At 49.0% G+C, this 23,772-nt stretch carries 25 protein-coding genes; 11 read left to right on the top strand and 14 right to left on the bottom strand.

Annotated elements, in window-relative coordinates; all coding sequences use genetic code 11:
• Positions 1-447, bottom strand: a 447-nt coding sequence (locus VFS25_RS12005) for a CHAD domain-containing protein (RefSeq protein WP_326462389.1), incomplete at its 3' end; no start/stop codon positions are given.
• A 50-nt stretch (positions 448-497) separates the two neighbouring features.
• Here VFS25_RS12005 and VFS25_RS12000 point away from each other — a divergent pair.
• Complete coding sequence (locus VFS25_RS12000) at positions 498-1,100, top strand: hypothetical protein (RefSeq protein WP_326462388.1); 603 nt, start codon at positions 498-500, stop codon at positions 1,098-1,100.
• A 79-nt stretch (positions 1,101-1,179) separates the two neighbouring features.
• Here the strand turns inward: VFS25_RS12000 and purU are convergent, their stop codons facing one another.
• A complete protein-coding gene (gene purU / locus VFS25_RS11995; RefSeq protein ID WP_326462387.1) occupies positions 1,180-2,049 on the bottom strand; it encodes a formyltetrahydrofolate deformylase in 870 nt (289 codons plus the stop codon).
• Positions 2,050-2,157: 108 nt separating this feature from the next.
• Between purU and VFS25_RS11990 the strand changes: the two genes are divergently transcribed.
• On the top strand, positions 2,158-2,646 hold the full coding sequence (locus VFS25_RS11990; RefSeq protein ID WP_326462386.1) for a metallophosphoesterase family protein: 489 nt from the start codon (positions 2,158-2,160) through the stop codon (positions 2,644-2,646).
• A 160-nt stretch (positions 2,647-2,806) separates the two neighbouring features.
• Here VFS25_RS11990 and VFS25_RS11985 read toward each other — a convergent pair whose 3' ends face one another.
• The gene (locus tag VFS25_RS11985) at positions 2,807-5,077 is read right to left on the bottom strand and encodes an aconitate hydratase (RefSeq protein ID WP_326462385.1); all 2,271 of its coding nucleotides are present in this window, start codon (positions 5,075-5,077) and stop codon (positions 2,807-2,809) included.
• 219 nt (positions 5,078-5,296) lie between these two features.
• Here VFS25_RS11985 and VFS25_RS11980 point away from each other — a divergent pair, with 219 nt between their 5' ends.
• From VFS25_RS11980 to VFS25_RS11970, 3 genes are all read left to right on the top strand, one after another.
• The gene (locus VFS25_RS11980) at positions 5,297-5,518 is read left to right on the top strand and encodes a PspC domain-containing protein (RefSeq protein WP_326462384.1); all 222 of its coding nucleotides are present in this window, start codon (positions 5,297-5,299) and stop codon (positions 5,516-5,518) included.
• A 65-nt stretch (positions 5,519-5,583) separates the two neighbouring features.
• Positions 5,584-6,153, top strand: a complete 570-nt coding sequence (locus VFS25_RS11975; RefSeq protein WP_326462383.1) for a thioredoxin family protein — start codon at positions 5,584-5,586, stop codon at positions 6,151-6,153.
• Positions 6,154-6,362: 209 nt separating this feature from the next.
• Positions 6,363-7,148, top strand: coding sequence for a DUF4382 domain-containing protein (locus tag VFS25_RS11970; RefSeq protein ID WP_326462382.1), 786 nt, complete (start codon positions 6,363-6,365; stop codon positions 7,146-7,148).
• 144 nt (positions 7,149-7,292) lie between these two features.
• Here the strand turns inward: VFS25_RS11970 and VFS25_RS11965 are convergent, their stop codons facing one another.
• Both VFS25_RS11965 and kdsA read right to left on the bottom strand, forming a co-directional pair.
• On the bottom strand, positions 7,293-7,700 hold the full coding sequence (locus tag VFS25_RS11965) for a hypothetical protein (RefSeq protein ID WP_326462381.1): 408 nt from the start codon (positions 7,698-7,700) through the stop codon (positions 7,293-7,295).
• A gap of 54 nt (positions 7,701-7,754) precedes the next feature.
• Entirely contained in the window at positions 7,755-8,588 is an 834-nt protein-coding gene (gene kdsA / locus VFS25_RS11960; protein ID WP_326462380.1) for a 3-deoxy-8-phosphooctulonate synthase, read from the bottom strand.
• Between the two features lie 195 nt (positions 8,589-8,783).
• Here kdsA and VFS25_RS11955 point away from each other — a divergent pair, with 195 nt between their 5' ends.
• Positions 8,784-9,722, top strand: coding sequence for an NAD-dependent epimerase/dehydratase family protein (locus VFS25_RS11955; RefSeq protein ID WP_326462379.1), 939 nt, complete (start codon positions 8,784-8,786; stop codon positions 9,720-9,722).
• Positions 9,723-10,298: 576 nt separating this feature from the next.
• Positions 10,299-11,114, top strand: coding sequence for a glycerophosphodiester phosphodiesterase family protein (locus VFS25_RS11950; protein WP_326462378.1), 816 nt, complete (start codon positions 10,299-10,301; stop codon positions 11,112-11,114).
• 338 nt (positions 11,115-11,452) lie between these two features.
• Here VFS25_RS11950 and VFS25_RS11945 read toward each other — a convergent pair whose 3' ends face one another.
• From VFS25_RS11945 to VFS25_RS11905, 9 genes are all read right to left on the bottom strand, one after another.
• On the bottom strand, positions 11,453-12,700 hold the full coding sequence (locus VFS25_RS11945) for a sulfate adenylyltransferase subunit 1 (RefSeq protein ID WP_326462377.1): 1,248 nt from the start codon (positions 12,698-12,700) through the stop codon (positions 11,453-11,455).
• 118 nt (positions 12,701-12,818) lie between these two features.
• The gene (cysD, locus tag VFS25_RS11940; protein WP_326462376.1) at positions 12,819-13,730 is read right to left on the bottom strand and encodes a sulfate adenylyltransferase subunit CysD; all 912 of its coding nucleotides are present in this window, start codon (positions 13,728-13,730) and stop codon (positions 12,819-12,821) included.
• Between the two features lie 199 nt (positions 13,731-13,929).
• Positions 13,930-14,613 carry a phosphoadenylyl-sulfate reductase gene (locus VFS25_RS11935; protein ID WP_326462375.1) on the bottom strand — a complete coding sequence of 228 codons (684 nt, stop codon included), beginning with the start codon at positions 14,611-14,613 and terminating at the stop codon, positions 13,930-13,932.
• A gap of 361 nt (positions 14,614-14,974) precedes the next feature.
• Entirely contained in the window at positions 14,975-15,394 is a 420-nt protein-coding gene (locus tag VFS25_RS11930; protein WP_326462374.1) for an Rrf2 family transcriptional regulator, read from the bottom strand.
• A 66-nt stretch (positions 15,395-15,460) separates the two neighbouring features.
• Positions 15,461-16,177 carry a 4-hydroxy-tetrahydrodipicolinate reductase gene (gene dapB / locus VFS25_RS11925; protein ID WP_326462373.1) on the bottom strand — a complete coding sequence of 239 codons (717 nt, stop codon included), beginning with the start codon at positions 16,175-16,177 and terminating at the stop codon, positions 15,461-15,463.
• 171 nt (positions 16,178-16,348) lie between these two features.
• On the bottom strand, positions 16,349-17,035 hold the full coding sequence (locus VFS25_RS11920) for a DUF5683 domain-containing protein (RefSeq protein ID WP_326462372.1): 687 nt from the start codon (positions 17,033-17,035) through the stop codon (positions 16,349-16,351).
• Positions 17,022-17,942, bottom strand: coding sequence for a ParB/RepB/Spo0J family partition protein (locus VFS25_RS11915; RefSeq protein ID WP_326462371.1), 921 nt, complete (start codon positions 17,940-17,942; stop codon positions 17,022-17,024). Before VFS25_RS11915 ends, VFS25_RS11920 begins: the two co-directional genes overlap by 14 nt.
• A complete protein-coding gene (locus tag VFS25_RS11910) occupies positions 17,926-18,747 on the bottom strand; it encodes an AAA family ATPase (RefSeq protein ID WP_326462370.1) in 822 nt (273 codons plus the stop codon). Before VFS25_RS11910 ends, VFS25_RS11915 begins: the two co-directional genes overlap by 17 nt.
• 113 nt (positions 18,748-18,860) lie before the next feature.
• Positions 18,861-19,541 (bottom strand): metal-dependent hydrolase, encoded by a 681-nt coding sequence (locus VFS25_RS11905; protein ID WP_326462369.1) that lies wholly within the window; start codon positions 19,539-19,541, stop codon positions 18,861-18,863.
• Positions 19,542-19,894: 353 nt separating this feature from the next.
• Between VFS25_RS11905 and VFS25_RS11900 the strand changes: the two genes are divergently transcribed.
• The 4 genes from VFS25_RS11900 to VFS25_RS11885 all read left to right on the top strand — a co-directional run.
• Positions 19,895-21,076 carry a metallophosphoesterase gene (locus VFS25_RS11900; RefSeq protein ID WP_326462368.1) on the top strand — a complete coding sequence of 394 codons (1,182 nt, stop codon included), beginning with the start codon at positions 19,895-19,897 and terminating at the stop codon, positions 21,074-21,076.
• A 108-nt stretch (positions 21,077-21,184) separates the two neighbouring features.
• Entirely contained in the window at positions 21,185-22,114 is a 930-nt protein-coding gene (locus tag VFS25_RS11895) for a hypothetical protein (RefSeq protein ID WP_326462367.1), read from the top strand.
• Between the two features lie 175 nt (positions 22,115-22,289).
• Positions 22,290-22,913 carry a porin family protein gene (locus VFS25_RS11890; protein WP_326462366.1) on the top strand — a complete coding sequence of 208 codons (624 nt, stop codon included), beginning with the start codon at positions 22,290-22,292 and terminating at the stop codon, positions 22,911-22,913.
• Between the two features lie 160 nt (positions 22,914-23,073).
• A partial coding sequence (locus tag VFS25_RS11885; protein WP_326462365.1) for an LON peptidase substrate-binding domain-containing protein occupies positions 23,074-23,772 on the top strand: 699 nt, incomplete at its 3' end.

Below are 23,772 nucleotides of genomic sequence, written 5' to 3'. Positions count from 1 at the left end.
TAAATGTTCGCTAAGCTCCTTATGTGAAACATGCGGCAGCTGCGCCGGCTGTTGGCGCAGCTTTTTAATAAAGGCATCAGGGAAGGAGCGGGCGGTGTCCTGTGCCTGGGCCTTAGCCTGTATGTGGCGGTCTTCCAGCAGCGTGGTAAAGAATTTATATTGAGGGTTTTGCCGGGTGTACTGCTGCAGGCTGTCCTGCTGCAGCTGTATATCGCGCAGGGCGCCGGCTGCATGCTGTAATATTTTCAGCACGTTGGCGTAACGCTTACCTTTAAAGCCTTTGAAGTGTTTTGCAAGCTGCCCGCAGGCGCGGATGCGCTTAATGGAAGTGCGCAGCTTATGCACATCATCGGGGCGGGCCTTTTCGGCAACAGCCGGCAGCAGGTCTGTTATGGTAGCGCATTTTGCATCCAGGTAGCCATATAAAGTTTCCCACATCCTGCTCATCCTATTAAAGTTAGTATATATTTGCTACTTAAATTTAAACCCCCAGTAAAATGAAATTAATCCCAACACTGGCAGCTACGCTACTGGTAGCCGCCCTGGCCGCACCGGCAAGTGCGCAAAAACTAAAGCTCACAGCAGGCAGCCTGTCTGCATTAAAGGGACAAACAGAGATTAACACGGAGTTTACCTACGATGATCTGAAAGTAGGGAAGTTTGACAATGAGGATGATTACATCCGTAAGAAAACAGAAGAGTACAATGCCAAAGAGGCTGGCCGGGGCGATACCTGGGCCAAAGCCTGGAAAGACGACCGTGAAGCCCGTTACGAGCCCAAATTTGCAGAGCTGTTTAATGAGTACAGCGGCTTAAAGGCCGTGCACAACAAAAGCGCGAAGTACACGCTGATCTTTAAAACTAAATTTATTGAGCCTGGTTTTAACGTAGGCGTATGGCGTAAAAATGCTTCCATGGACGGCGAAGTATGGATTGTGGAAACTGCCAACCCCGACCAGCCTATTGCAAAAATATCGGTTGATAAAGCCCAGGGCCGCGTATTTGGCGGGTACGACTTTGATACCGGTGTACGTATTTCTGAAGCATATGCAGATGCCGGCAAGGCATTGGGCAAGTATGTAAAAAGCAATATGGATTAAGCGCCGCAAACCTTAACCTGTATAAAAGGTCAAAAGCAGGCATATGCCGCGCTTTTGACCTTTTACTTTTTAATAGTATTCAGAATACAATGGTTTTGTTGCCGTGTATGATCACCCTGTCCTCTACATGGGCTTTTACCGCCCGGGTAAGCACCTGCCGCTCAATATCGCGGCCAAGCATTACCAGGTCGTCTACAGCATGCTTATGGCTCACGCGGGCCACATCCTGCTCAATAATGGGGCCTTCATCCAGGTCGTCGGTAACATAGTGCGCAGTGGCGCCTATGAGCTTTACGCCGCGGGTATAAGCGTTCAGGTAAGGGCGGGCGCCGGCAAAGGCCGGCAAAAAGGAGTGGTGTATGTTAATAATGCGGCCCGGAAATTCCTTTACAAAGCCCGGCGACAGTATCTGCATGTACCGGGCCAGCACTATAAAATCTGTTTGCTGTTGCTGCAGCAGGGCAATGGCCTGCTGCTCCTGCTGTGCCTTATTCAGGGCGTCTACCGGCAGGTAATGAAAGGGAATGTCAAAGCCGGCTGCCAGCTTTTGCAGGTCTTTGTGGTTAGAGATGATCAGCGGTATTTCCACATTCAGCTCGCCGCTGCGCCACCGCCATAGCAGGTCCATCATGCAATGGTCGTATTTGGAAACCATAATGGCCATGCGTTTGCGGCGGTCTGTATAATCTATACGCCATTCCATTTGCCGGGGCTGCGCCACCTTTTCCCGGAAACCGGCCTCCAGCTGCTCGGGGCTCATAGCAGTATTTTGCAGGTGAAATACCATGCGCATAAAAAACAGGCCTTCCCATGGATCGGTGCTGTGCTGGCTGGCGTCCAGTATATTGGCGCCCTGTGCATACAGGAACTGGGAAACACCGGCCACAATGCCGGGACGGTCGGGGCAGCAGATCAGCAGCCGGCCGGTAATATCGGTATTTGAATGCATGAATGTCAGTTAACAGGTATGTAAAATAAGCGTTTTCTTACATTTACACCCGGTTGCATTGTACGGCATAATTGTACGGTGGAAATGCATCCTAAACTTTACCGGTACATGAAAAAAATTGGGCTTTTATCAGATACGCACAGCTATCTGCATCCGCAGGTATTTAAACATTTTGAGGGGGTTGATGAGATATGGCACGCGGGGGATATTGGCAATACCGGCCTGGCCAACGAGCTGGAGGCCTTTAAGCCCTTCCGGGCCGTGTATGGCAATATTGATGGCGCGGATATTCGTATACGTTACCCCGAGCAGGCGCATTTTGAGGTGGAAGGCGTAAAGGTGTTTATGATACATATAGGCGGCTACCCCGGCAAATACGCCCCCGGTGTAAAGGCGCAGCTGCTGGTTCACCAGCCGAAGCTGTTTGTTTGCGGCCACTCCCACATATTAAAGGTAATGCCCGATCCTGCCCTGCAGCTGCTGCATATGAACCCCGGCGCCTGCGGGCAGCAGGGCTGGCATAAGGTAAAAACGCTGCTGCGTTTTGAGCTGAATGCCGGCAACATCCAGCGCCTGGAGGTTATTGAGATCAATTAATAATGAAGAATTAAGAATTAATAATAACCGGCGCAGTGTGCTATAGAGCGCACCGGTGTTTCAAGACGTCAGCGCCTTTTAACTAATTAAAAAAAGGGCGCCGGTACTTTAAAGCACCAACGCCCTTTTTTATTATTAATTCTTAATTCTTCATTATTAATTAAACGGCAGCTGCGAATTGTGAGCGGATCACATTCAGCGCGCCGCCGGCTTTAAACCACTCTATCTGCTGTTCGTTATAGGTGTGGTTTACGCTCATGGTATGGCTGCTGCCGTCTTTGTGGTGGGCAATTACGGTAAGCGATTTGCCCGGCGTAAAGTCGGTCAGGCCAACAATATCAAACGTATCGTCTTCCTGTATCTTATCGTAATCATCCTTATCGGCAAAGGTGAGCGCCAGCATACCCTGTTTTTTCAGGTTGGTTTCGTGTATGCGTGCGAATGATTTTACCAGTATGGCGCGTACGCCCAGGTGGCGGGGCTCCATGGCAGCGTGCTCGCGGCTGGAACCTTCCCCGTAGTTTTCGTCGCCTACTACTACCGATCCAATGCCGGCGGCTTTGTAAGCGCGTTGGGTAGCAGGTACGGAACCGTATTCGCCGGTCAGCTCATTCTTAACAGTATCTGTTTTATCGTTAAAGGCATTTACTGCGCCAATCAGCATGTTGTTGGAAATATTGTCCAGGTGACCGCGGTATTTTAACCAGGGGCCGGCCATGGAAATATGGTCGGTGGTACATTTACCTTTTGCCTTTATCAGCAGCTTCAGTCCTTTCAGGTCAGTGCCCTCCCATGCCGCAAACGGCTCCAGCAGCTGTAAACGGTCGCTGGCAGGAGATACGATCACCTGTACGCCGCTGCCGTCGGCGGCAGGGGCCTGGTAACCGGCATCTTCCACGGCAAAGCCTTTGGGCGGCATTTCGTAACCGGTGGGTTCATCCAGCATTACTTCCTTACCGTCTTTGCTTTTCAGCTTATCGGTCAGCGGGTTAAAGGTAAGGCTGCCGGCAATGGCCAGGGCGGTTACTATTTCAGGAGAAGCTACAAATGCGTGGGTAGATGCAAGACCGTCATTACGTTTGGCGAAGTTGCGGTTAAAAGAGGTAATGATGGAGTTCTTGCGGTTAGGGTCGTCAATATGACGGGCCCATTGCCCGATACAGGGGCCGCAGGCATTTGCCAGCACTACGCCGCCTATCTGGTCAAAGGTATTCAGCAGGCCATCCCTTTCAATGGTGTAACGTACCTGTTCAGAACCAGGGGTGATGGTAAATTCGGATTTTACCTCCAGGTTCTTGTCAATGGCTTGTTTGGCCAGGGAAGCAGAACGGGTAATATCTTCGTAGGAGGAGTTGGTGCAGGAGCCTATCAGGGCTACTTCCAGCTTTTCGGGCCAGTTGTTTTCCTTCACCGCCTGCGCAAATTTAGAGATGGGCCATGCCAGGTCCGGTGTAAAAGGACCGTTTACATAGGGTTCCAGCTCGCTCAGGTTAATTTCTATCACCTGGTCGTAGTGCTTGTCCGCGCTTTCATATACTTCCGGGTCGGGGCGCAGGTGCGCTTTAACGCCGTCGGCCAGGGAGGCTACTTCGGCACGGCCGGTACCTTTCAGGTAAGCCGACATTTTATCATCATATGCAAATACGGAGCAGGTAGCGCCTATTTCCGCACCCATGTTGCAGATAGTGGCTTTACCGGTAGCGCTCAGGCTGTCGGCGCCTTCGCCGAAATATTCTACAATAGCGCCGGTGCCGCCTTTAACAGTAAGTATGCCGGCTACACGCAGTATTACATCTTTTGCAGAGGTCCAGCCGCTCATTTTGCCGGTAAGCTTTACGCCTATCAGCTTGGGCATTTTCAGCTCCCAGGGCAGGCCGGCCATTACGTCTACCGCATCTGCGCCGCCCACGCCAATGGCTAACATACCCAAACCGCCTGCATTAGGAGTGTGGGAGTCGGTACCAATCATCATACCGCCGGGGAATGCATAATTTTCCAGCACTACCTGGTGAATAATGCCTGCGCCGGGCTTCCAGAAACCGATACCGTATTTATTGGAAATGGAGGAGAGGAATTCGTAAACTTCTTTATTGGTGTCTATTGCAGTGGCCAGATCCTGCTCAGCGCCTACTTTGGCTTGTATAAGATGGTCACAGTGTACTGTGGAGGGAACCGCTACTTTATCGCGCCCGCAGGTCATAAACTGTAACAGGGCCATCTGGGCGGTCGCATCCTGCATGGCTACACGGTCCGGTGCAAACTCCACATAGGATTTGCCCCTTTCATAAGGTGTAGTAGTAGGTGCGTACAGGTGAGCATATAAGATCTTTTCTGCCAGTGTAAGCGGCCGGCCTAGCATCTTACGGGTAGCTTCCACTTTACCCGGTAGTGCCGCATACACTTTTTTAATCATGTCAATATCAAACACCATGAGAAATAAATATTTAAGAGCGGTTAAAAATTGCACCGCGAAATTAACTAAAATCAGGAAGTTTTTAAAATAGATCACGCTCGATACTGCTCAGTTTACAACGGAGTGTAATACATATGTTTTTCTTAACTTATTATAAATCACGTTATAGTTTATAGCAGCGCCGCCACCCCTCCACATTCTTTGTTTTTCACACCGGATTTTAATAAATTTGGTTTCATGAAGCGTTTTAAGGATTTCGTGGAATGGCAGGCCTTTGGCGTATGTGCCGCCATTGGTGACAAGCTGGGGGTAGCCACCTCCCGCATCCGCCTGTTTTTCATTTATGCGTCTTTCCTTACTATGGGATCGCCTGTTATTATTTACATGATCCTGGCTTTTTGGGTAAACATGAAGAACTACATCCTTAATGCACGTCGCAACCCGTTAAGATATTTATAGCCTATATTACCGGCAGGTTGTGCTGCTGCACTGATCCCCTTTTTAACCGCTAAAACATAGTAGTCATGGCCCGCACACCTTCACACATGGTTCCGTTAGGAACGCCTGCCCCGGACTTTAACCTGCTGGATGTGGTTTCTGGTAAATGGCTACAGCTGAAGCAGCTGCCCCCCACTGTTGGCACCGTTATTATGTTCATTTGCAATCATTGCCCGTTTGTACGGTATGTACAGCCTGAGCTGGTAAGGCTTGCCAACGAGTACATTCATAAAGACATCCGTTTCCTGGCCATTAGCGCCAATGATGCGCAGCAATACCCCGAAGACGGGCCGGCGCACATGCGCGAAGTAGCGCTGGAGCTGGGCTATCCCTTTCCCTACCTGTACGATGAAAGCCAGGAAACCGCCCATGCCTACCAGGCCGCCTGTACCCCGGATTTTTTTATATATGATAAAGACCTGTGCCTGGTATACCGCGGCCAGCTGGATGACGCCCGCCCCGGCAACGACCAGCCCCTGAACGGCAAGGATGTGCGCGCCGCATTAACCGCCCTGCTCGAAGGACAGCCGGTAAGCCCCCTGCAAAAACCCAGTGTGGGGTGCAACATAAAGTGGAAAATGGAGGAGGTGCGCTGAAAACAGCTATTGAATTAAAAATGTTTGAGGTAAAAACGCTGGTCGCCGGTAATGGTAATCAGCGTTTTGTGCTTATAATGGGTTTATTGTGAATAAAAAAAAATAATGTGTTGGTTAAACTATCAGGCAAAAGGCCCATCCAATGTTCATATGCCCCCTGAAAGGAGGGTATGTTTAGTCTAACCAAACCTAATATGATGAACATTTCATTGAAAAATCTACTCGCCGGCACAATGGCAATGGCTGGCATTCTTTGGCTTTCAGCCTGTTCCAAAAATGAAGACACCAGTGGCAAATCGCATTTGCAGGTAGCGCTTACCGATGGCCCGGGAGATTTCAAGGCCGTGTACATTGACGTACAGGACGTAAACATTAACTACACCGATAGTGATGACGATGGCTGGCAATCGCTGGCCGGCTTTAGAAAAGGCCGTTACAACCTGCTTACACTGGTGAATGACAAAGACACCGTGCTGGCAGATGCCTACATTAACACCGGCACTATTAAGGAGATACGCCTGGTGCTGGGCGACGACAATTATGTGGTAACCAATGATGGCGATTCCATTTTACTGCAAACGCCCAGCGGGCAGTCATCCGGTGTAAAGCTGAAGCTGAACTCCACAGTAAGCGCAGATGTATTGTATAAGCTGGTGCTGGATTTTGACGTGGCCAAATCCATACACGAAGCTGGCGCTGCCGGCAAGTATATGCTGAAACCTGTGATCCGCGGCTTTATGCAGGCCCAGGGCGGCACCATTAAGGGAGTAGTAGCGCCGGACAGCATTACCACCGCTATACTGGCCATTAATGGCGCAGATACAGTAGCCAGCACTTATACCGACCATGGCAATTATCTCATCAAAGGTATTGATGCCGGTACCTATGCACTGCATTTTATTCCTTCAGATACTACATTAAGCACCATGATTAAAGAAGGGGTAACTGTTAGCCTGGGACAGGTTACTGCAGTAGATACCGTGCGGCTGAAGTAATTGTGGAAAGCAGTAAGCTTAACGCGTTATAAAAATGCAAAACGCTGATTAACTTACATGTTAAGGTAATCAGCGTTTTTGCTTTATGTTGCGTTAAGCTTCGTTTACAAGGCAATCAGCTTTATGCTTTCAGCTTTCCGCTTACTATTCAAGATGCACTTTGGTCATGCCATAATAATGGTTTTGCAGCTGGTTCACGGTAATCGGCCCTTTGATTTCGCGGTGCTCATCCCGGTAATCCAGGCGGGTCATTTCCTGGCCATCTTCCTTATACAGTTGTACTGTAAAAGGCCCGCGCACATATACCGATGTATAGCGGTTGGCGGAAGTGGCTGATTCATCTTTCTGGAACTTCAGCTTCAGCAGCTGTGTTTCATCCAGCGGAATTTCATACAGATCGCCCAACGGGTACCAGAATTCCTGCTCTTCATGGGTTAGCAGGCAAACCTGTTTATTCTCATGATTCACCTCCAGCACTTTGCCTTCCAGCAGTTCTCCTTCATACGATACTAACACGGTATCACCTATTTTAACGTCATGTAAACGGATCATGATGGAATTGTTTTAGTGTAGTATGAATTTAATAAAAAATCAGCAGATTAGTAATCAGGAAGCGGTTACTTTTTCCCTCACGGCCTCCCTTATACGAACCAGCTGTTCCAGCAGTTCTTCCAGCAGGTCAAGGCGCAGCATATTGGCCCCGTCAGACAAAGCTTTGGAAGGATCGGGATGGGTTTCAATGAACAAGCCGTCGGCCCCTGTGGCTATTGCTGCTTTGGCAATGGTGCCAATCAGCTTGGGATTGCCGCCGGTAACACCGCTGGTTTGGTTGGGCTGCTGCAGGGAGTGGGTGCAGTCCATTACCACCGGCACCCCATGCCCGCGCATAATAGGAATGTTGCGGTAGTCTACCACCAGGTCCTGGTAGCCAAAAGTGGTGCCCCGCTCTGTAAGTATTACCTGGTTATTGCCGGCCTGCTTTATTTTTTCTACGGCAAATTTCATGGCTTCGCCGCTTACAAACTGCCCCTTTTTTACATTTACTACCTTACCGGTTTCTGCGGCTGCCAGCAGAATATCGGTTTGCCGGCACAGGAAGGCGGGTATCTGCAGCACATCTACATAAGCGGCGGCCATGGCGGCTTCGGCAGCGGAATGTATGTCGGATGTTACCGGCAGGTTAAAGGCCTGCCCGGTTTTTTGCAGCAGCTCCAGCCCTTCCACATCACCCATACCGGTAAAGGAATGAATGCTGGTGCGGTTGGCCTTGCGGTACGATGCTTTAAATATGTAGGGAATGTGCAGGCGCTTGCAAATGCCGGAAACTTTTTCAGCCACGGTCATTAAAAGATGCTCATTTTCAACTACACAAGGGCCGGCTACCAGGAAAAAATTGTCGGGATTATATTGCTCTTTGAATAAAGATTTCAGGTGGTTCATCTGCATTTTAATTTGAGGGCATAAAGGTACGGAATCCCCTAAATGTTTAAATTGTCATAATATTGTAAACGGCTAATCATCATCACAGGTTATAGTGATGATGCAGGCTGCAGATTGTTGAATCATTGTCATGTGCGGTGCTGCTATGTGCTGAATATTCTGGTAAGCCATTAATATTACGGAGCAAAATCAAACATGAAAAAGGATAAAATACTGGTAATAGGCGCCTGCGGGCAAATAGGCGTGGAGCTTACGCTGGCTTTGCGTAAAATATATGGTGGCGCCAACGTGGTGGCTTCCGACCTGCGGGAAGAGCATGAGCTGCTGAAAGGCAGCGGCCCCTATGTTTCGCTGGATGTTATGAACAAGGAAATGCTGCATGTGCTGGTGATCCGCCATAACATTACGCAGGTGTACCTGCTGGCCGCCATCCTTTCTGCTACCGGTGAAAAAAATCCTTTGCTGGCCTGGCATATCAACATGCAAAGCCTGCTGAATGTGCTGGATATTGCCAAGGAAGAAGGGGTGGATAAAGTGTACTGGCCCAGCTCCATTGCCGTATTTGGCCCCAACTCGCCCAAGGAAACAACGCCACAGCATACCATTATTGAACCTACCACCATTTACGGCATCAGCAAGTTTGCCGGCGAACGCTGGTGCGAGTACTACCATCACCGTTATGGGGTGGATGTAAGAAGCCTGCGCTACCCGGGCCTTATCAGCTATAAATCAGCTCCCGGCGGCGGCACTACGGATTATGCCGTTGAAATTTTTCATGAAGCGCTGGAAGAAAAAAAATACACCTGCTTTCTTTCCGAAAATACCTACCTGCCCATGATGTACATGCCGGATGCCATCCGCGCTACCATAGAGCTTATGGAGGCTCCGCAGTCGAAAATATCCGTACGTTCTTCCTACAACCTGGGCGCCATGAGCTTTTCGCCCAAAGAAATTGCTGCAGAAATTACAAAGCATATCCCCGGTTTTACCATGCATTACGAGTCTGATTACCGCCAGCAGATAGCTGACGGCTGGCCTAAAAGCATTGATGATGCGCAGGCGCGGAAAGACTGGGGCTGGCGGCCGGAGTATGACCTGCCAAAGATGGTAACGGATATGTTCAAAAACCTGTAAGCTGCATTATCCCGGCGTTTTAAGCACGGGACCCTTTAGAACCCTGGCCGCAGTATAGTGCGCGCAGGATGCTCCACCTCCTGCACCCGGCGGCCGGTACCACCTGCCGGTGGTTATACCTGCCTGACAGGCCGCTGCCGTTGTAATAACCATCTTTCATTTTGCGCCCGTGTGCCCATACCTCTCATGCCGCAAGCCGCCATACATATGGTAACCTGCCTTTTTCTTTTATCTTTATCCTGTAAAAAGCAATGGGGAAAAGCGGGAGAGCGGCCTGTTGTAACATATCCCTGATGGGGAACTGGCTATTGAACAAATGGCGGGCGCTGTTGTTGTTGAAATATTTCTCCTATTCAACATTCTAATGCCGGACTGCCAGCCGCGCGTAAACAGCAGAACTATTACGCAGGGCTTCAGCCGTGCCTGGCGCCGTCTGTTGGGCATATACGCCGCCTGGCATTAATAGCAAAAGAAAACTTGTAATAAACCTTCTCATTGTATAATATTAATAAAATTTTCATTTTGATGAATATGCTATTCTTGCTATTTTATCATTTGAAATCTGTGGGCACATTTATGAAATACAAAAAGGGGGACTTCTTTCTGGCGTTATTTTTTTGTTTGCTGGCCCATACCGGCCTTGGCCAGCAAAGCCATCCGAGCAAAGGCTTTGGCCGTTATTTCCTGATAGCGCACCGGGGTGGAGTGGTTGACAGCACCAATGCAGAAAACAGCATGGCAGCCCTGCAGGATGCGATAGCCCGCGGCTACTGGATGATAGAAATGGACCTGCGCCTTACCAAAGACAGTGTATTGATTATTAACCACGACAATAATTTCAAACGTTATTACGGGGTAGATAAACCGGTAAGCGCTATGACCTGGGAAGAGATCCGGGAGCTGCGCACCCCCAGGGGCAGCCAGGTGCTGCGCCTCGAAGATGCGCTGGCAGCAGCCAGCGGCCATATACAGGTAATGCTGGATAATAAGATCACGAGCGGTGATACCCTGCTGCTTAGGCAGGTGGTAGACCTTTTGCAGCAATACCAGCTGGATAAAGACGCGCTGATGATAGGCGCCGACGAGTCTACCGGCTATTTTACCGGGAAGGTAAAGCTTAGCTGCACCCGGCAGCAGCTGGAGGTAAATATCCAGAAGCCGGGCTATCAGCCGGATTTCTATTACCTGTTCGGGGATGTGCATACCATGGCGGAAGATGATGTGAAGTGGGCGCAGGCCCAGGGAATAATGGTGGTAGGTGTGGTAAACTGGGCAACTTACCGCGGCCGGTCACGGCCCTATATAGCTGCACGCCGCGACATAGCCCGCCTGAAAAGCTGGGGCGTGCAGTATTTTCAGCTGGATTCGGAATTTGACAGGTACTTCAGGTAATTACGAATTGTCAATTACGAATTACGAATGATGGCGGTGGGCTATTTTAAAGCCACGCTATGCAACTTGGTGCTAAAGCATATTCCAGCTACTATAAAAGTTACAATGCTATAAAAGCAAAAGGTTGTATCAATAACGATACAACCTTTTTATACAAACATTACAAACCTTCTGACTTATTTCATCCACATCAATCCACTAATCACGAATATTACTTACACCACACTATCGCTTGCAATACCCCCGCACAGCACCCACAAAATATAATTACTGTTTATCTCCTGGCGGGCACTGCATCCTAAAACACACCGCCATCATTCGTAATTCGTAATTGACAATTACTCCACAAACCCTACTGCTACCGTAGCATTGCTAAACTCATCTACCAATATAAATGCCCCATTGGCGGGATTTACATGGTAAGGATCTGCAAAAATAGGCTGTGCGGTTTTAAGGGTAATTTTACCTATATCGTTAAGGCCTAATTCCTTTTTATCGTCCAGGGTGCGGTTGGTGGTTACTTCAATCACGTGCTGTATGCCCTGTACCTTTGCTTTAACACGGTTAATGCCGTGCTGCAGCAGGTAGGTTTTACCCGGCACCAGCTTTGCCTGGTCCATCCAGCATACCTGTGCGCTGATCTCTTTCAGCGCAGCGGGCGCCTGGCCGGGTTTGGCCAGCATGTTGCCACGGCTGGTGTCTATTTCATCTTCCAGGGTAATTACCACGCTTTCCCGGGCATTGGCAGTAGCAAGCTGTGTTTCAAACTGCTCAATGGTTTTAATGCGGCTGGTTTGCATAGAGGGCAGGGATATTACTTCGTCGCCCACATTAAAATGGCCGCTGGCCACCTTGCCTGCAAAACCGCGGAAGTCGTGGTAGGCTTCGGTTTTAGGCCGTATAACATACTGCACCGGGAAACGTGCCGGGTGGTTGCTGTCGCCATGGTCAAAGGTGATCTGCTCCAGGCACTCCAGTAAAGATGCGCCTTTATACCAGCTTAATTTTTCGGAGCGTGCCGCCAGGTTCTCGCCATACAGGGAGGAGATCGGAATAAAGCTTACCACCTGGTCTTTAAAGGCGGCATTATCCAGCAGCTGCTGAAAGTCTGTTACAATCTGGTTAAAGCGTTCCTGGTCATAACTCACCAGGTCCATTTTATTGATACATACCACCAGGTGCGGAATACGCAGCAGGTTGGCAATAAAAAAGTGGCGGTAGGTTTGCTCCACAATGCCTTTGCGGGCGTCTATCAGTATCAGCGATACCTGCGCATTTGATGCGCCGGTAACCATGTTACGGGTATATTCCACGTGGCCGGGCGTATCGGCAATAATATATTTACGGGTGGGGGTAGAAAAGTAAATGTGCGCTACATCAATGGTAATGCCCTGCTCACGTTCAGCCACCAGCCCGTCTGTTAAAAGCGACAGGTCGGTGAAGTCCAGCCCCTTGCGCTTGCTGGCGGCGTGCAGCGCTTCCAGCTTATCCTGGGGGATAGAGTTGGTATCATATAATAAACGGCCTATCAGGGTGCTTTTACCATCATCCACGCTGCCGGAAGTGGTTATCCGTAAAACCTCCATTAGAGTTACGATTTTAGTTTTAAGAATTTAAGTTTCCTTTTGCCGGCCCGCAGCCGGACTACTGTATGCAGTATAATCATCCTTCATCTGCACATTTGCATATCTGCATATCTGCACATTAAAAATACCCTGCCTGCTTGCGTTTTTCCATAGCGGCTTCGGAGCGCTTATCATCCATACGCGCACCTCTTTCGGATATTTTAGCTTCCAGTATTTCGGATATAATATCCTCCAGCTTGTCTGCGTCGGATAGTACTGCAGCTGTGCAGGTCATATCGCCTACAGTACGGAAGCGTACTTTTTGTTTAAAGGGCACTTCTTCTTCCGTAGTGTTCAGGAAAGGAGAGTAGGGCCAGTACATGCCGTCGCGCTCAATAATTTCCCTTTCATGTGAAAAGTAAATGGAAGGAATTTCCAGCTTTTCGCGGCGGATGTAGTTCCACACATCCAGCTCTGTCCAGTTGGAGATGGGGAACACTCTTACGCCTTCGCCTATATGAATTTTACCGTTCAGCATATCAAACAGCTCGGGGCGCTGCATTTTGGCATTCCATTGTCCAAATTCGTCGCGTACGGAAAAGATGCGTTCTTTGGCGCGGGCTTTTTCCTCATCGCGGCGGGCGCCGCCAATGCAGGCGTCGAATTTCATTTCTTCAATGGCGTCCAGCAAGGTAACGGTTTGCAGGGCGTTGCGGCTGGCATACTTGCCGGTTTCTTCCTGTACCTTGCCCTGGTTAATGCTGTCCTGCACATAACGTACCACCAGCTCTACTCCCAGGGAAGCTACCAGCTTATCGCGGAACGCAATGGTTTCCGGAAAGTTGTGCCCCGTATCTACATGCAGCAGCGGAAAAGGTATTTTACCGGGATAAAATGCCTTCTGCGCCAGGCGCACAATAGTAATGGAATCTTTGCCACCGGAAAACAGGATGGCCGGTCTTTCAAACTGCGCAGCGGTTTCACGGAGAATATAAATGGCTTCATCTTCCAATGCCTGCGGAAACTCCCAGTTTATTTGATGATTACTCATATCACATTCGTTATAATTAATAATGAATAATTAAGAATTAATACGCCTGACACGCTGTTCTAATTATTCACTTTTATAAGACACTTTATTGTTTAACCGGGCATTGTACAAGCCATTTGCCCACCTATTATTACGCTAAATTATTAACACTGCCGCACATTTCCCACTTATTACACCTGCCTGGCACCGCCTTCGGGGATCAGCCATGCAAGCCGCACTCTTTCTTCGATTGCTCCCACCACCAGCGGCCGGCCCTGGGATGCTCGCCCGGCTCAATGGCCCGGGTACAGGGGGCGCAGCCAATGCTTATAAAGCCCTGGTTATGCAGTTTGTTATAGGGCACATTGTATTTGTCCAGGTAAGCCAGCATTTCTTCATAGGTCCAGCTCACCAGGGGATTGAATTTGTACAACCCGCGGGCTTCGTCCCATTCCAGCGCTTCCAGCGCCTGGCGGTTTTCAGACTGCTCGGCGCGCAGGCCGGTGATCCATACCTTTACGCCCTGCAAAGCGCGGTTCAGCGGCACTACCTTACGGATGTAACAGCATTCCTTGCGGTTTTCCACGGAGTCGTAAAAGCTGTTAAAGCCTTTTTCCGCCACCAGTTTTTCTACGGCGGCTGTTTCCGGGAAATAGGTTTCAAAAGGCTGTTTGTAGCGGGCGCGGGTAAGGTCCATCAGCTCATAGGTTTCCTGGAACAGGCGGCCGGTGTCCAGCGTAAACACCCGTACCGGTAGCTTGTTACGCCAGATCATATCTGCCAGTACCTGGTCTTCCTGCCCAAAGGAGGTGGAAAAGGCCACAGCTCCGGGAAATTGTTCTGTAAGATATTGGATGGCAGCTGTTTCAGACAGTCCTGCCAATGCGGTTTTAATGTCTGTCATGTACTTCCTTAACTATAACAAAAATACATAAATCCTATAAAAACTATAGGATAATAGGGAGAAAATAATTAAGAATTTATGCACGCGGTTCTAAAAGCCGCTATAGGAGAGGGGGAAGGGACGGCGGAGAGTTGGCTGCAAACGCTTACTGACACCTGCGAAAGCTATTAACGGGTATATAAGCACAGGGCAATGAACTGGAGAAGCTGCTATGAGCCGGTAAGATATTGCTACCAGCCGTAAAAAGCGGCAGCTCCCGGCGGGAACGCCTGTATAGGGCTGTACGGCATATAGCAATGGGTAGCGGGAGGGCCTGGCGCCTGACGGGCATAAAAAAAGCCGCCGGAGCCGGCAGCTTTTTTTATGCATCGCGCGTTAGAATATCTTTTAACGTTTTGTTTTCCAGTAGCTTAAGTGTGGCATCGCGCACTTTTGACATCACTTCATTCAGCCCGCAAATAGCTTCATTCTTGCAGGTTTCGCAGCGTTCGTAGTAGTTCAGGCTTACACAGGGCAGCAGCGCTATGGGGCCGTCCAGCAGCCGGATAATACGGGCCAGCGCTATTTCCTTGGGAGGGCGCATCAGGTAATACCCGCCGCCTTTGCCTTTTTTGCTGCCCAGTATGCCGGCATTCTTCAGCTCCAGCAATATGTTTTCCAGGAACTTGATAGAAATGTTCTTTTCCTGGGCTATCTCTGAAATAAGTATAGGACCCTTATCCATATTCTCTGCCAGGTGAATCAAGGCATGAAAGGCATATTGTGTTTTTTTCGAAAGCATATACGAACGATTTGCATTCCACCGCAGTGTGTGAATTGCTGGCAAATATATCCAAAAGTTTGAAGTTTAAAGGCTAAGCACATCTTTCATCGTAAAGATGCCTTTTTTGCCGTCCAGCCACTCTGCTGCTATTACAGCGCCGGCCGCAAAACCTTCCCTGGAGTGGGCCGTATGGGTAATGCTTATATCGTCAATAGCGGAAGTATAGGTAATGTTGTGGGTGCCGGGGGCAGGATCTTCCCGTTTGCTGATGATAGACAGCTCTTCCGGCTGCCGGCTTTCCCTGTTTACCCAGCTGGTTTTGCGTTCCAGCTTGTCCAGCACCTGCTCTGCCAGGGTTATGGCCGTGCCGCTGGGCGCATCTTTCTTCTGGGTATGGTGGGTTTCCTCCATTCTTACGTTGTACTGGGGCTGCGTGGCCATTAGCTCGGCCAGGCGCTTGTTCAGCTCAAAAAATATATTTACGCCTATGCTAAAGTTGCTGGCATACAGGAACCCCTGGTGTTTTTCCAGGCAGTATGCCTTTACATCCGGCAGCTTATCCAGCCAGCCGGTGGTACCGCATACTACCGGTACATTGGCGTCAAAGCATTTAAGTATGTTGTTGTAAGCAGTTTCGGGAGTGGTAAACTCGATGGCTACATCTGCCTGCTGCAGGTGCTCTTTTTCCAGCAGGTGCATACTGTTCACGTCTATGCGATGAATAACAGTATGTCCTTTTGCTGTTGCAATGGCTTCTATGGCCTTTCCCATTTTACCGTATCCGATAAGTGCTATTTTCATAATCTGATCTATAATAACTGGTTACTTTCTTTTTTCAATTCCTTTATCCTCTTTCTTCATCTTCCTGCCCCTTCATCTTCCGGCTCTTTCATTATCCTCTCTCTTTCCTCATCATCCACTATCTTCATCCCCACCTTTATTATTAATTATTCATTCTTCATTATTAATTCTTCAGCGTCCCAGCACCCAGCCTGCCTTATTCTTCCCTCTCACTTTACCCAGGTCTATTTTCAGGCTCAGGCCAAGCGCGCGGTTGTCCAGCACTGCCGGTGTTATGCGCATGCTCAGGTCGTCCGACATATTCCAGTCGCGCAGGTGCGCAAAAACAGTAGCATCTATAATATTCAGGCCATAGGCCAGCACAAACACCAGCACGGAGTAGTCGACATACTGCCGGTAGGCGTCGCGCAATACTTTCAGGGACTCGGCATTATTGTAAATGCCCTCATATTTATCGTGGGTATTGGCGTTACCATCCATGCGAATGCGGTAGGCATCGCGGTAATCTTTATAATAGTTGAAATTGCCGACAAAGAAACCGGCCGATATGCCCATAGCAGCATATACCAAAGGTATTTTCCAGTACTCCCGGTTATAGGCCTGGCCCAAACCCGGCACCACGGCAGAGAAAAAGGCAGCTTTACGGGGACTGTGGGGATTTTTGAACAAACCGGTTACAATTACCGAATCTTTCCTGGCAGCGGGCCGCTGCGTAGAATCCGGTTTAATGATATTAGCGTTGGGTATAATGGTATCCTGTGCGTACAGCGGCCTGCAGGCGCAGCCGGCTATAAACAGCAATAAGAGGAAACGGCACGATACGTAGTGAAAAATATGCGTTGCCTTATTTTTTGCCACCGTATAAGTCTATTTTTTCCAGTATGCTGTCCAGTTCCTCATCGGAGTAAAATTCAATAGTGATACTGCCTTTACCCGCTTTGCTTCTGTCCAGCGATACCTTTGTTGCAAAATGAGAGGCTAAGTTATCTTCTATTTTTTGATAAGCCGGTGGAAGGGAATTTTTTATTGGTTTTTTAACAGTTCCTTTTTCAATATGGTTCACCTTTCTCACCAGCTCTTCTGCCTGGCGTACGGAAAGGCCGTTTTTAATGATCTCGTTAAAAATATACAGCTGCTTTTCCACGTTCTCCACGCCAATCAAGGCGCGGGCATGGCCCATGCTGATCTGCGCATTGCGCACCGCCACCTGGATGTCAGGAGGCAGCTTCAGCAGGCGTATGTAATTGGTAACGGTGCTTCTTTCCTTGCCCATGCGGTCGGCTACCTGCTCCTGTGTAAAGGTGCATTCGTCCATAAGGCGTTTGTAGCTGAGGCCAATTTCTATGGCGTTCAGGTTTTCCCTTTGCAGGTTTTCCAGCAGGGCCAGCTCCAGCAGCTCCTGGTCATTGGCCTGCCGTATATAAGCGGGAATATCTTTTAACCCTGCCATTCTGCTGGCGCGTAAACGCCTTTCGCCGGCTATCAGCTGGTACTTTTTACCGGCTTTGGCTACGGTAATGGGCTGTATTACATCGTGCAGCTTAATGGAATGGCTCAATTCCTGTAATGCCTGCTCGTCAAAATCACGCCGCGGCTGCTTTGGGTTCACTTCTATCTGATCCAGCGGAATGCGCTCTATACCGGTAGCGGCAGCCACCACTTTATCTCCCAGGGCACTGGTAGTTTGTTTCAGATCAGTATCAATGTTTTGCAGCAGCGAGCGGATGCCTTTTCCCAACGCCTCTTTCTTACTCGGATTGGTCATCGTTTATGGCTAGGATTTTATCTTCAAGGTTAATTTTCGTGTAATTGTTCTTTTGCAGTATTTCTTTGGCCAGGTTCAGGTAGTTAATAGCACCCGTGCTGGCGGCATCATACATGATTACGGATTTGCCGAAGCTGGGAGCTTCACCCAGTTTGGTGTTGCGGTGAATAATGGTGTTAAACACGCTTTCTTCAAAGTGCTGCTTCACCTCATCCACCACCTGGTTACTCAGGCGCAGGCGGCCATCGTACATGGTCATCAGAATGCCTTCAATTTCCAGCGACGTATTCAGCCTGCTTTGTACAATTTTAATGGTATTCAGCAACTTGCCCAAACCTTCCAGCGCAAAAAACTCGCACTGTACGGGTATGATCACGGAGTCGGAAGCTACCAGGGCGTTCACCGTAATCAGGCCCAGGGAAGGGGAGCAGTCTACAATCACAAAGTCATAATCCTGCTTTACTGCATCTATCACCTGCTTCATCACCTGCTCGCGGTTAGGGTGGTTAATCAGCTCCAGCTCCGCACCTACCAGGTCAATATGCGCAGGCAGCACCTTCAGGTTAGGCGTATCTGACTCCAGCACCACGTCTTTGGCCTGTACATCGTTCACCATGCAATCATACAGGCTTTGCTGTATGTTACGCAGGTCAAACCCTAACCCGGTTGTGCTGTTTGCCTGCGGGTCTGCATCTACCAGCAGGGTTTTAAATTCAAGCACCGCCAGGCTGCTGGCCAGGTTAATAGCGCTGGTAGTTTTACCCACGCCCCCTTTTTGATTGGCTATTGCGATTATTCTTGCCATTTTCTGATTTGAATGTTCTTAGGTTAGTTATAGGATAATAGGATAATAAATAAGCGTTTAGCTTTTGGCTGTTAGCTGTTAATGTTGTGTTTTTTATAGCCCAAAGCTTACAGCTACATTTCAATTGTACTGTTAATGGCCGGCAGCAGCAGCTCCAGCCCCGCATCTGAAAAAGCCTGTTTAGCTTTATCCTTATCAATCTTTATATATCCAAAGGTATCATAGTGCACGCCTACAATACGCTTGCATTCTATAAACTCCGCTGCAATAATGGCGTCTTCCACGCCCATGGTAAAATTATCGCCAATAGGCAGCACTGCAAAATCTAATTTAGCAAAACGGGGCACCAGCTCCATATCAAAGGTAAGGGCCGTATCGCCGCTATAGTAAAAGTTGCCGTCTTCCGTAATAAAAATAAATCCCAGGGGATTGCCGCCGTAAGAACCGTCCGGCAGGCCGCTGGAGTGGTGGGCCACTACGCATTTTACCGTGCCAAAGTCAAACTGCCATTTGCCGCCCGTATTCATGGGATGTGTTTTTTCAATGCCCTGCTTACCTGCCCAGGTAGCCAGCTCATAGCTGCCCACCACAGTAGCGCCGGTACGCCGCGCCAGGTTTAGCAGGTCAGCCACATGATCGTCATGCCCATGGGAAACAAAAATGTAATCCGCCACTATCCCGTTCACATTTACGGCTTTAGCCAGCTCGTTGTAAGTAATAAAGGGATCAAAAAGTATCTTTTTACCTTTGATCGTTACTGAAAAACAAGAGTGGCCATAATAAGTAAATTGCATTGGCTAACTGCTTTAGAATGAATGGTTCAGTAAGGACACAACATCCCGAATGTGACAAAAATACAACGATTAGGCTAATATACGTGGTGCCGGTTTATTTATTTATTCACAAAAATTGGTGGACTTTGGTGTTAATAGGGTGGAAATGAGCCTTTTACAGGGAAGCCAGGCTGGCGACCGCAATTGTAGCAACATTTTTGATAGGGCATACAATATGGCGGATCGCTAATCGTCTACATCAGTTTGACATATATAACTTTACTACTACCATGCGCTCAGGACTTAATTCGGTTGTGCTTATATTATTGATCGTTTGTCTGGACATTTACGTTTTTATGGGTATAAGGGCCATCATGAACAGCTCGGCCCCCCGCATCCGCGGCCTTGTATACGGCGCCTACTGGCTGGTGTCCATTGCCTGTATTGCTACCATAATACTGTTGCCTTACCTGCGCTGGCACGACTGGAAGCCCATTGTGCGCTCCTATGTGCTGGCCGTGCTCATAGGCCTGGTAATGGCCAAGCTGCTGGCAGTGGTGTTCCTGCTGGCCGATGATGTACGCCGCGGCATTGTATGGCTCATACAGCGGTTCGGCAACCGCCCGGCGCCTGTTCCCGGTGAGGCAGGCACCGGCATATCCCGCTCCCAGTTTCTTACTAAAATGGGGCTGCTCATGGGCGGCGGCCTGTTTGCCACCCTTACCTACGGCTTCTCCAATAAATATAATTACCGCCTGCATAAGGTAAAGCTGGCCTTTAAAAACCTGCCCCCGGCTTTTAAAGGGCTGCGTATAATACAGATCTCCGACATTCACTCCGGCAGCTTTAATAATAAGGAGGCGGTAATAAAAGGGGTAGAGATGATTAATGCCCAGCAGGCCGACCTGGTGCTGTTTACCGGCGACCTGGTGAACGACCGCGCCCTGGAAATGAATGACTACATGGATGTGTTTAACCGCATAAAAGCGCCTATGGGCGTATATTCCACCTTGGGCAACCATGATTACGGCGACTACTACCCCTGGCCGGACCGGGACGAAAGCGGCTACAGCAAGCAGCGCGCAGAGAACCTGGAACGCCTGAAGCAGGTACACGGAGAGCTGGGCTGGCGCCTGCTTATGAACGAGCATGTAGTGCTGGAGCGCGATGGCCAGCAGATAGCCCTGCTGGGCATTGAGAACTGGAGCGCCATGAGCCGCTTTCCCAAGTACGGCGACCTGAAAAAAGCCTATGAAGGCAGCGCCCATATTCCCTTTAAAATATTACTCTCCCATGATCCTACCCACTGGGATGCCCAGGTACGCCCCGAGTACCCGGATATAGACCTGATGCTGGCCGGCCATACGCACGGCATGCAGTTTGGCGTGGAAATACCCGGCGTTAAATGGAGCCCTGCCCAGTATTTTTATAAGGAATGGGCCGGTTTGTATAAGCAGGGCGTACAGCGCCTGTATGTAAACCGCGGTTATGGCTTTTTAGGGTACCCCGGCCGCGTGGGCATACTGCCGGAAATTACACTTATAGAGCTTGCCTGATTCATCGGAATAATATCCCGGAAAAAGCTATCTTGCACAGGGTATAATTAAGCTCACATGTGGAAGCACGGGTGCATTATTTTTCTATATCTGTTTTGTTGCAGCCGCATGGCGGCGGGGCAGTCACAATCATTGGCAGAGCTGGAACGCCAGCTCGATTCCCTGCTCCGGAAGGAGCAGAAGAACAATGTGCTGGTAAGCGTGGGTTATGGTAACAATCCTGCCTATGGCAGTAAAACCGCTAATTTTGAGCGGCCCATTGTAATGAAGCCGTTTATATCCCCCTCCGTTGCTTACTATCACAGGTCCGGTTTCTTTGGCTCAATGAGCGGCTATTACCTGGCCAACGCAGAAAAAACGCCGTGGTTTGAGTGGGACCTTTCTGCCGGCTATGACTATACGAAAAGCCGTAAGTTCCTGGCCGGTATTTCCTATACCCGCTACTTTTTTGCAGACTCCAGCGATGTACCTGCCACGCCAATAAAGAACGAGCTGTTTGCCTACTTCTACTACCGCGGCTGGTGGCTGCAACCGGGCATCAGCCTTGATTTTGGCTGGGGCCGCGAAACCGCTACCGCGGTGTCTTTCCGGCAAATAGGCCGCTTACCCATTCGTATACGCAATGAAGTTACCAGTACGGAAACCGGCAGGGATTTTAACATGATACTGGCCCTGCGCCATCCCTTTATTTTTATAGATGTGCTGAAATTCGACGATGTACTGCTGATAACGCCTTCTGCAGGCTTAATCCTGGGCACGGCGCATTACTACAGCAACATGAAGGCGTTCCAGTACATATCCCGCTCCGCCAAAATAGCGCATGATATTAAGCACAGTAAAAAGAACGCCGCCGGCCAGCCCCTGGAGTCCGAGGCGCATACCGGCTTTGAGCCGCGTGCGGCAGATATAACCCTGAACGCTTCCTATATCATAGGCCACTTTACCCTGGCGCCTGCCTACACTGTATTTAAACCGCTGCAGGGTGAGGACACCAGCATTATGAGCTACTTTACCGCTAAAGTAAGTTTTGAATTTTAACAAATTATCTTATTACTTATTGTGTTTTGTGCAGTTTATGAATGTTTAAGAAACATAGCACAGATTTTGCTATATAAGAAACAACAATGCTAGGTAGGGGATAGGTAAACGGATTCCGTCTATTAAGCAAAGGCCAATATCACAGAAAAACACGATCAAATCAAAACAACTGCACATGAAAAAACTGATTCTTGCGGTAGCAGTATTAGGTATTACTGCTTTGTCATTTTCTACCGCCCATGCACAGGACCGGTTATTACGCTTTGGTATTAAAGGTGGCGCCAATCTCGGTAAGATCGATGGAACCGGCTATAACGACGGATTTAAGCTGGGCTACCATTTGGGCGGGTTTGCGCAGCTTAACCTGGTAAAAGGTTTTGGCGTACAGGGTGAGTTGATCTTTTCCTCCACCAAAACAAAAACTACAGATAATTTCAGTGAGATCTACAACACGGATAACCTGAACGATCCGGATAACAACAACAAGAAGATCAGCCTGAATTATCTGAGCATTCCCATCCTGGCTAACTTTAACCTGGGAACGCCCCGTTTAAAACTGCAGGTAGGCCCCCAGTTCAGTGCACTGTTAAGCGGCAAAGACGCACTGCAGGGAACCAAGGATGCGTTTAAAGGCGGCGATGTTGCCGGCGTAGCAGGTTTATGGGTACAACTGCCCATTGTAAACATCAGCGCCCGTTACATCATTGGCTTTACCGATGTGAAAAATGCCGGCGATGTAGCCAACACCAGCAACTGGAAAAACCAGTCCATTCAGCTGGGCGTAGGCGTTACGCTGTAATTTTGTAATGTTGTAAGCAAATCAATAAAGCCCCGGAATAACTTCCGGGGTTTTTTATGTGGCATTATAGTTGAACACTATGGTGTAACATTAAAAAAAGAAGGTAATACGGTTTGCGGCTGACAAATTGTCTACCTTCACACGGACTTAAACTATTGCGATGAATAGATTTTATTTAGCTAACCCGGAAGAGGAAATGGAGTTTATGCCTATTATTCCCTTGAATGAGGATGTAGACGGCCAGGAAGACGATAAAATACCAGAAGAACTTTCCATATTACCATTAAGAAATACAGTGCTGTTTCCCGGTGTGGTGCTCCCTATTACCGTGGGCCGGGACAAATCCATAAAAGCAGTGAATGATGCTTACCGGACTGACAAATTGATTGGTGTGGTAGCGCAAAAAGACAGTACGGTAGAAGATCCTATTATTGCAGACCTGGCCAGCGTAGGTACCGTAGCTAAAATTGTGAAGCTTATAAAAATGCCGGACGGCGGCACCACTATTATTATACAGGGGCGCAAACGTTTTAAGATAGATGCTATCACTACAGAAGATCCTTATTTTAAAGCCAACATTACCATATTGCATGATGATGTAGGAGAGAACGATGCAGAATTTGACGCCTACATTTCTTCCATTAAAGACCTGGCAGGACAAATCATACAGCTGTCGCCCAACCTGCCTTCAGAAGCCAGCGTAATACTTAAGAATATAGAAAATGCCGCCTTCCTGGTGCATTTTGTTTCCTCTAACCTGAACAGCGAGCTAAAAGATAAGCAGGAGCTGCTGGAGATCAACAACCTGCGCACGCGTGCAGAAACCCTCCTGAAGCTGCTGCAGGTAGAGCTGCAGCTG

This window comes from Chitinophaga sp. (assembly GCF_035761305.1).
Taxonomy (GTDB): Bacteria; Bacteroidota; Bacteroidia; order Chitinophagales; family Chitinophagaceae; genus Chitinophaga.
Note: the sequence above shows the minus strand (reverse complement) of the source record. Positions and strands in the feature narration are given on the sequence as shown.

What these genes read in the sequence shown, in the direction of transcription:
- VFS25_RS11975 (WP_326462383.1), top strand. Translation starts at nt 5,584, where the DNA reads ATGGCCCGCACACCTTCACACATGGTTCCGTTAGGAACGCCTGCCCCG.
- VFS25_RS11930 (WP_326462374.1), bottom strand. Translation starts at nt 15,394, where the DNA reads ATGCTTTCGAAAAAAACACAATATGCCTTTCATGCCTTGATTCACCTG.
- VFS25_RS11955 (WP_326462379.1), top strand. Translation starts at nt 8,784, where the DNA reads ATGAAAAAGGATAAAATACTGGTAATAGGCGCCTGCGGGCAAATAGGC.
- VFS25_RS11915 (WP_326462371.1), bottom strand. Translation starts at nt 17,942, where the DNA reads ATGACCAATCCGAGTAAGAAAGAGGCGTTGGGAAAAGGCATCCGCTCG.
- VFS25_RS11935 (WP_326462375.1), bottom strand. Translation starts at nt 14,613, where the DNA reads ATGACAGACATTAAAACCGCATTGGCAGGACTGTCTGAAACAGCTGCC.
- VFS25_RS11910 (WP_326462370.1), bottom strand. Translation starts at nt 18,747, where the DNA reads ATGGCAAGAATAATCGCAATAGCCAATCAAAAAGGGGGCGTGGGTAAA.
- VFS25_RS11980 (WP_326462384.1), top strand. Translation starts at nt 5,297, where the DNA reads ATGAAGCGTTTTAAGGATTTCGTGGAATGGCAGGCCTTTGGCGTATGT.
- kdsA (WP_326462380.1), bottom strand. Translation starts at nt 8,588, where the DNA reads ATGAACCACCTGAAATCTTTATTCAAAGAGCAATATAATCCCGACAAT.
- purU (WP_326462387.1), bottom strand. Translation starts at nt 2,049, where the DNA reads ATGCATTCAAATACCGATATTACCGGCCGGCTGCTGATCTGCTGCCCC.
- VFS25_RS11895 (WP_326462367.1), top strand. Translation starts at nt 21,185, where the DNA reads ATGGCGGCGGGGCAGTCACAATCATTGGCAGAGCTGGAACGCCAGCTC.
- VFS25_RS11905 (WP_326462369.1), bottom strand. Translation starts at nt 19,541, where the DNA reads ATGCAATTTACTTATTATGGCCACTCTTGTTTTTCAGTAACGATCAAA.
- VFS25_RS11945 (WP_326462377.1), bottom strand. Translation starts at nt 12,700, where the DNA reads ATGGAGGTTTTACGGATAACCACTTCCGGCAGCGTGGATGATGGTAAA.
- VFS25_RS11900 (WP_326462368.1), top strand. Translation starts at nt 19,895, where the DNA reads ATGAACAGCTCGGCCCCCCGCATCCGCGGCCTTGTATACGGCGCCTAC.
- VFS25_RS11965 (WP_326462381.1), bottom strand. Translation starts at nt 7,700, where the DNA reads ATGATCCGTTTACATGACGTTAAAATAGGTGATACCGTGTTAGTATCG.
- VFS25_RS11950 (WP_326462378.1), top strand. Translation starts at nt 10,299, where the DNA reads ATGAAATACAAAAAGGGGGACTTCTTTCTGGCGTTATTTTTTTGTTTG.
- VFS25_RS11890 (WP_326462366.1), top strand. Translation starts at nt 22,290, where the DNA reads ATGAAAAAACTGATTCTTGCGGTAGCAGTATTAGGTATTACTGCTTTG.
- VFS25_RS11990 (WP_326462386.1), top strand. Translation starts at nt 2,158, where the DNA reads ATGAAAAAAATTGGGCTTTTATCAGATACGCACAGCTATCTGCATCCG.
- dapB (WP_326462373.1), bottom strand. Translation starts at nt 16,177, where the DNA reads ATGAAAATAGCACTTATCGGATACGGTAAAATGGGAAAGGCCATAGAA.
- cysD (WP_326462376.1), bottom strand. Translation starts at nt 13,730, where the DNA reads ATGAGTAATCATCAAATAAACTGGGAGTTTCCGCAGGCATTGGAAGAT.
- VFS25_RS11985 (WP_326462385.1), bottom strand. Translation starts at nt 5,077, where the DNA reads ATGGTGTTTGATATTGACATGATTAAAAAAGTGTATGCGGCACTACCG.
- VFS25_RS12000 (WP_326462388.1), top strand. Translation starts at nt 498, where the DNA reads ATGAAATTAATCCCAACACTGGCAGCTACGCTACTGGTAGCCGCCCTG.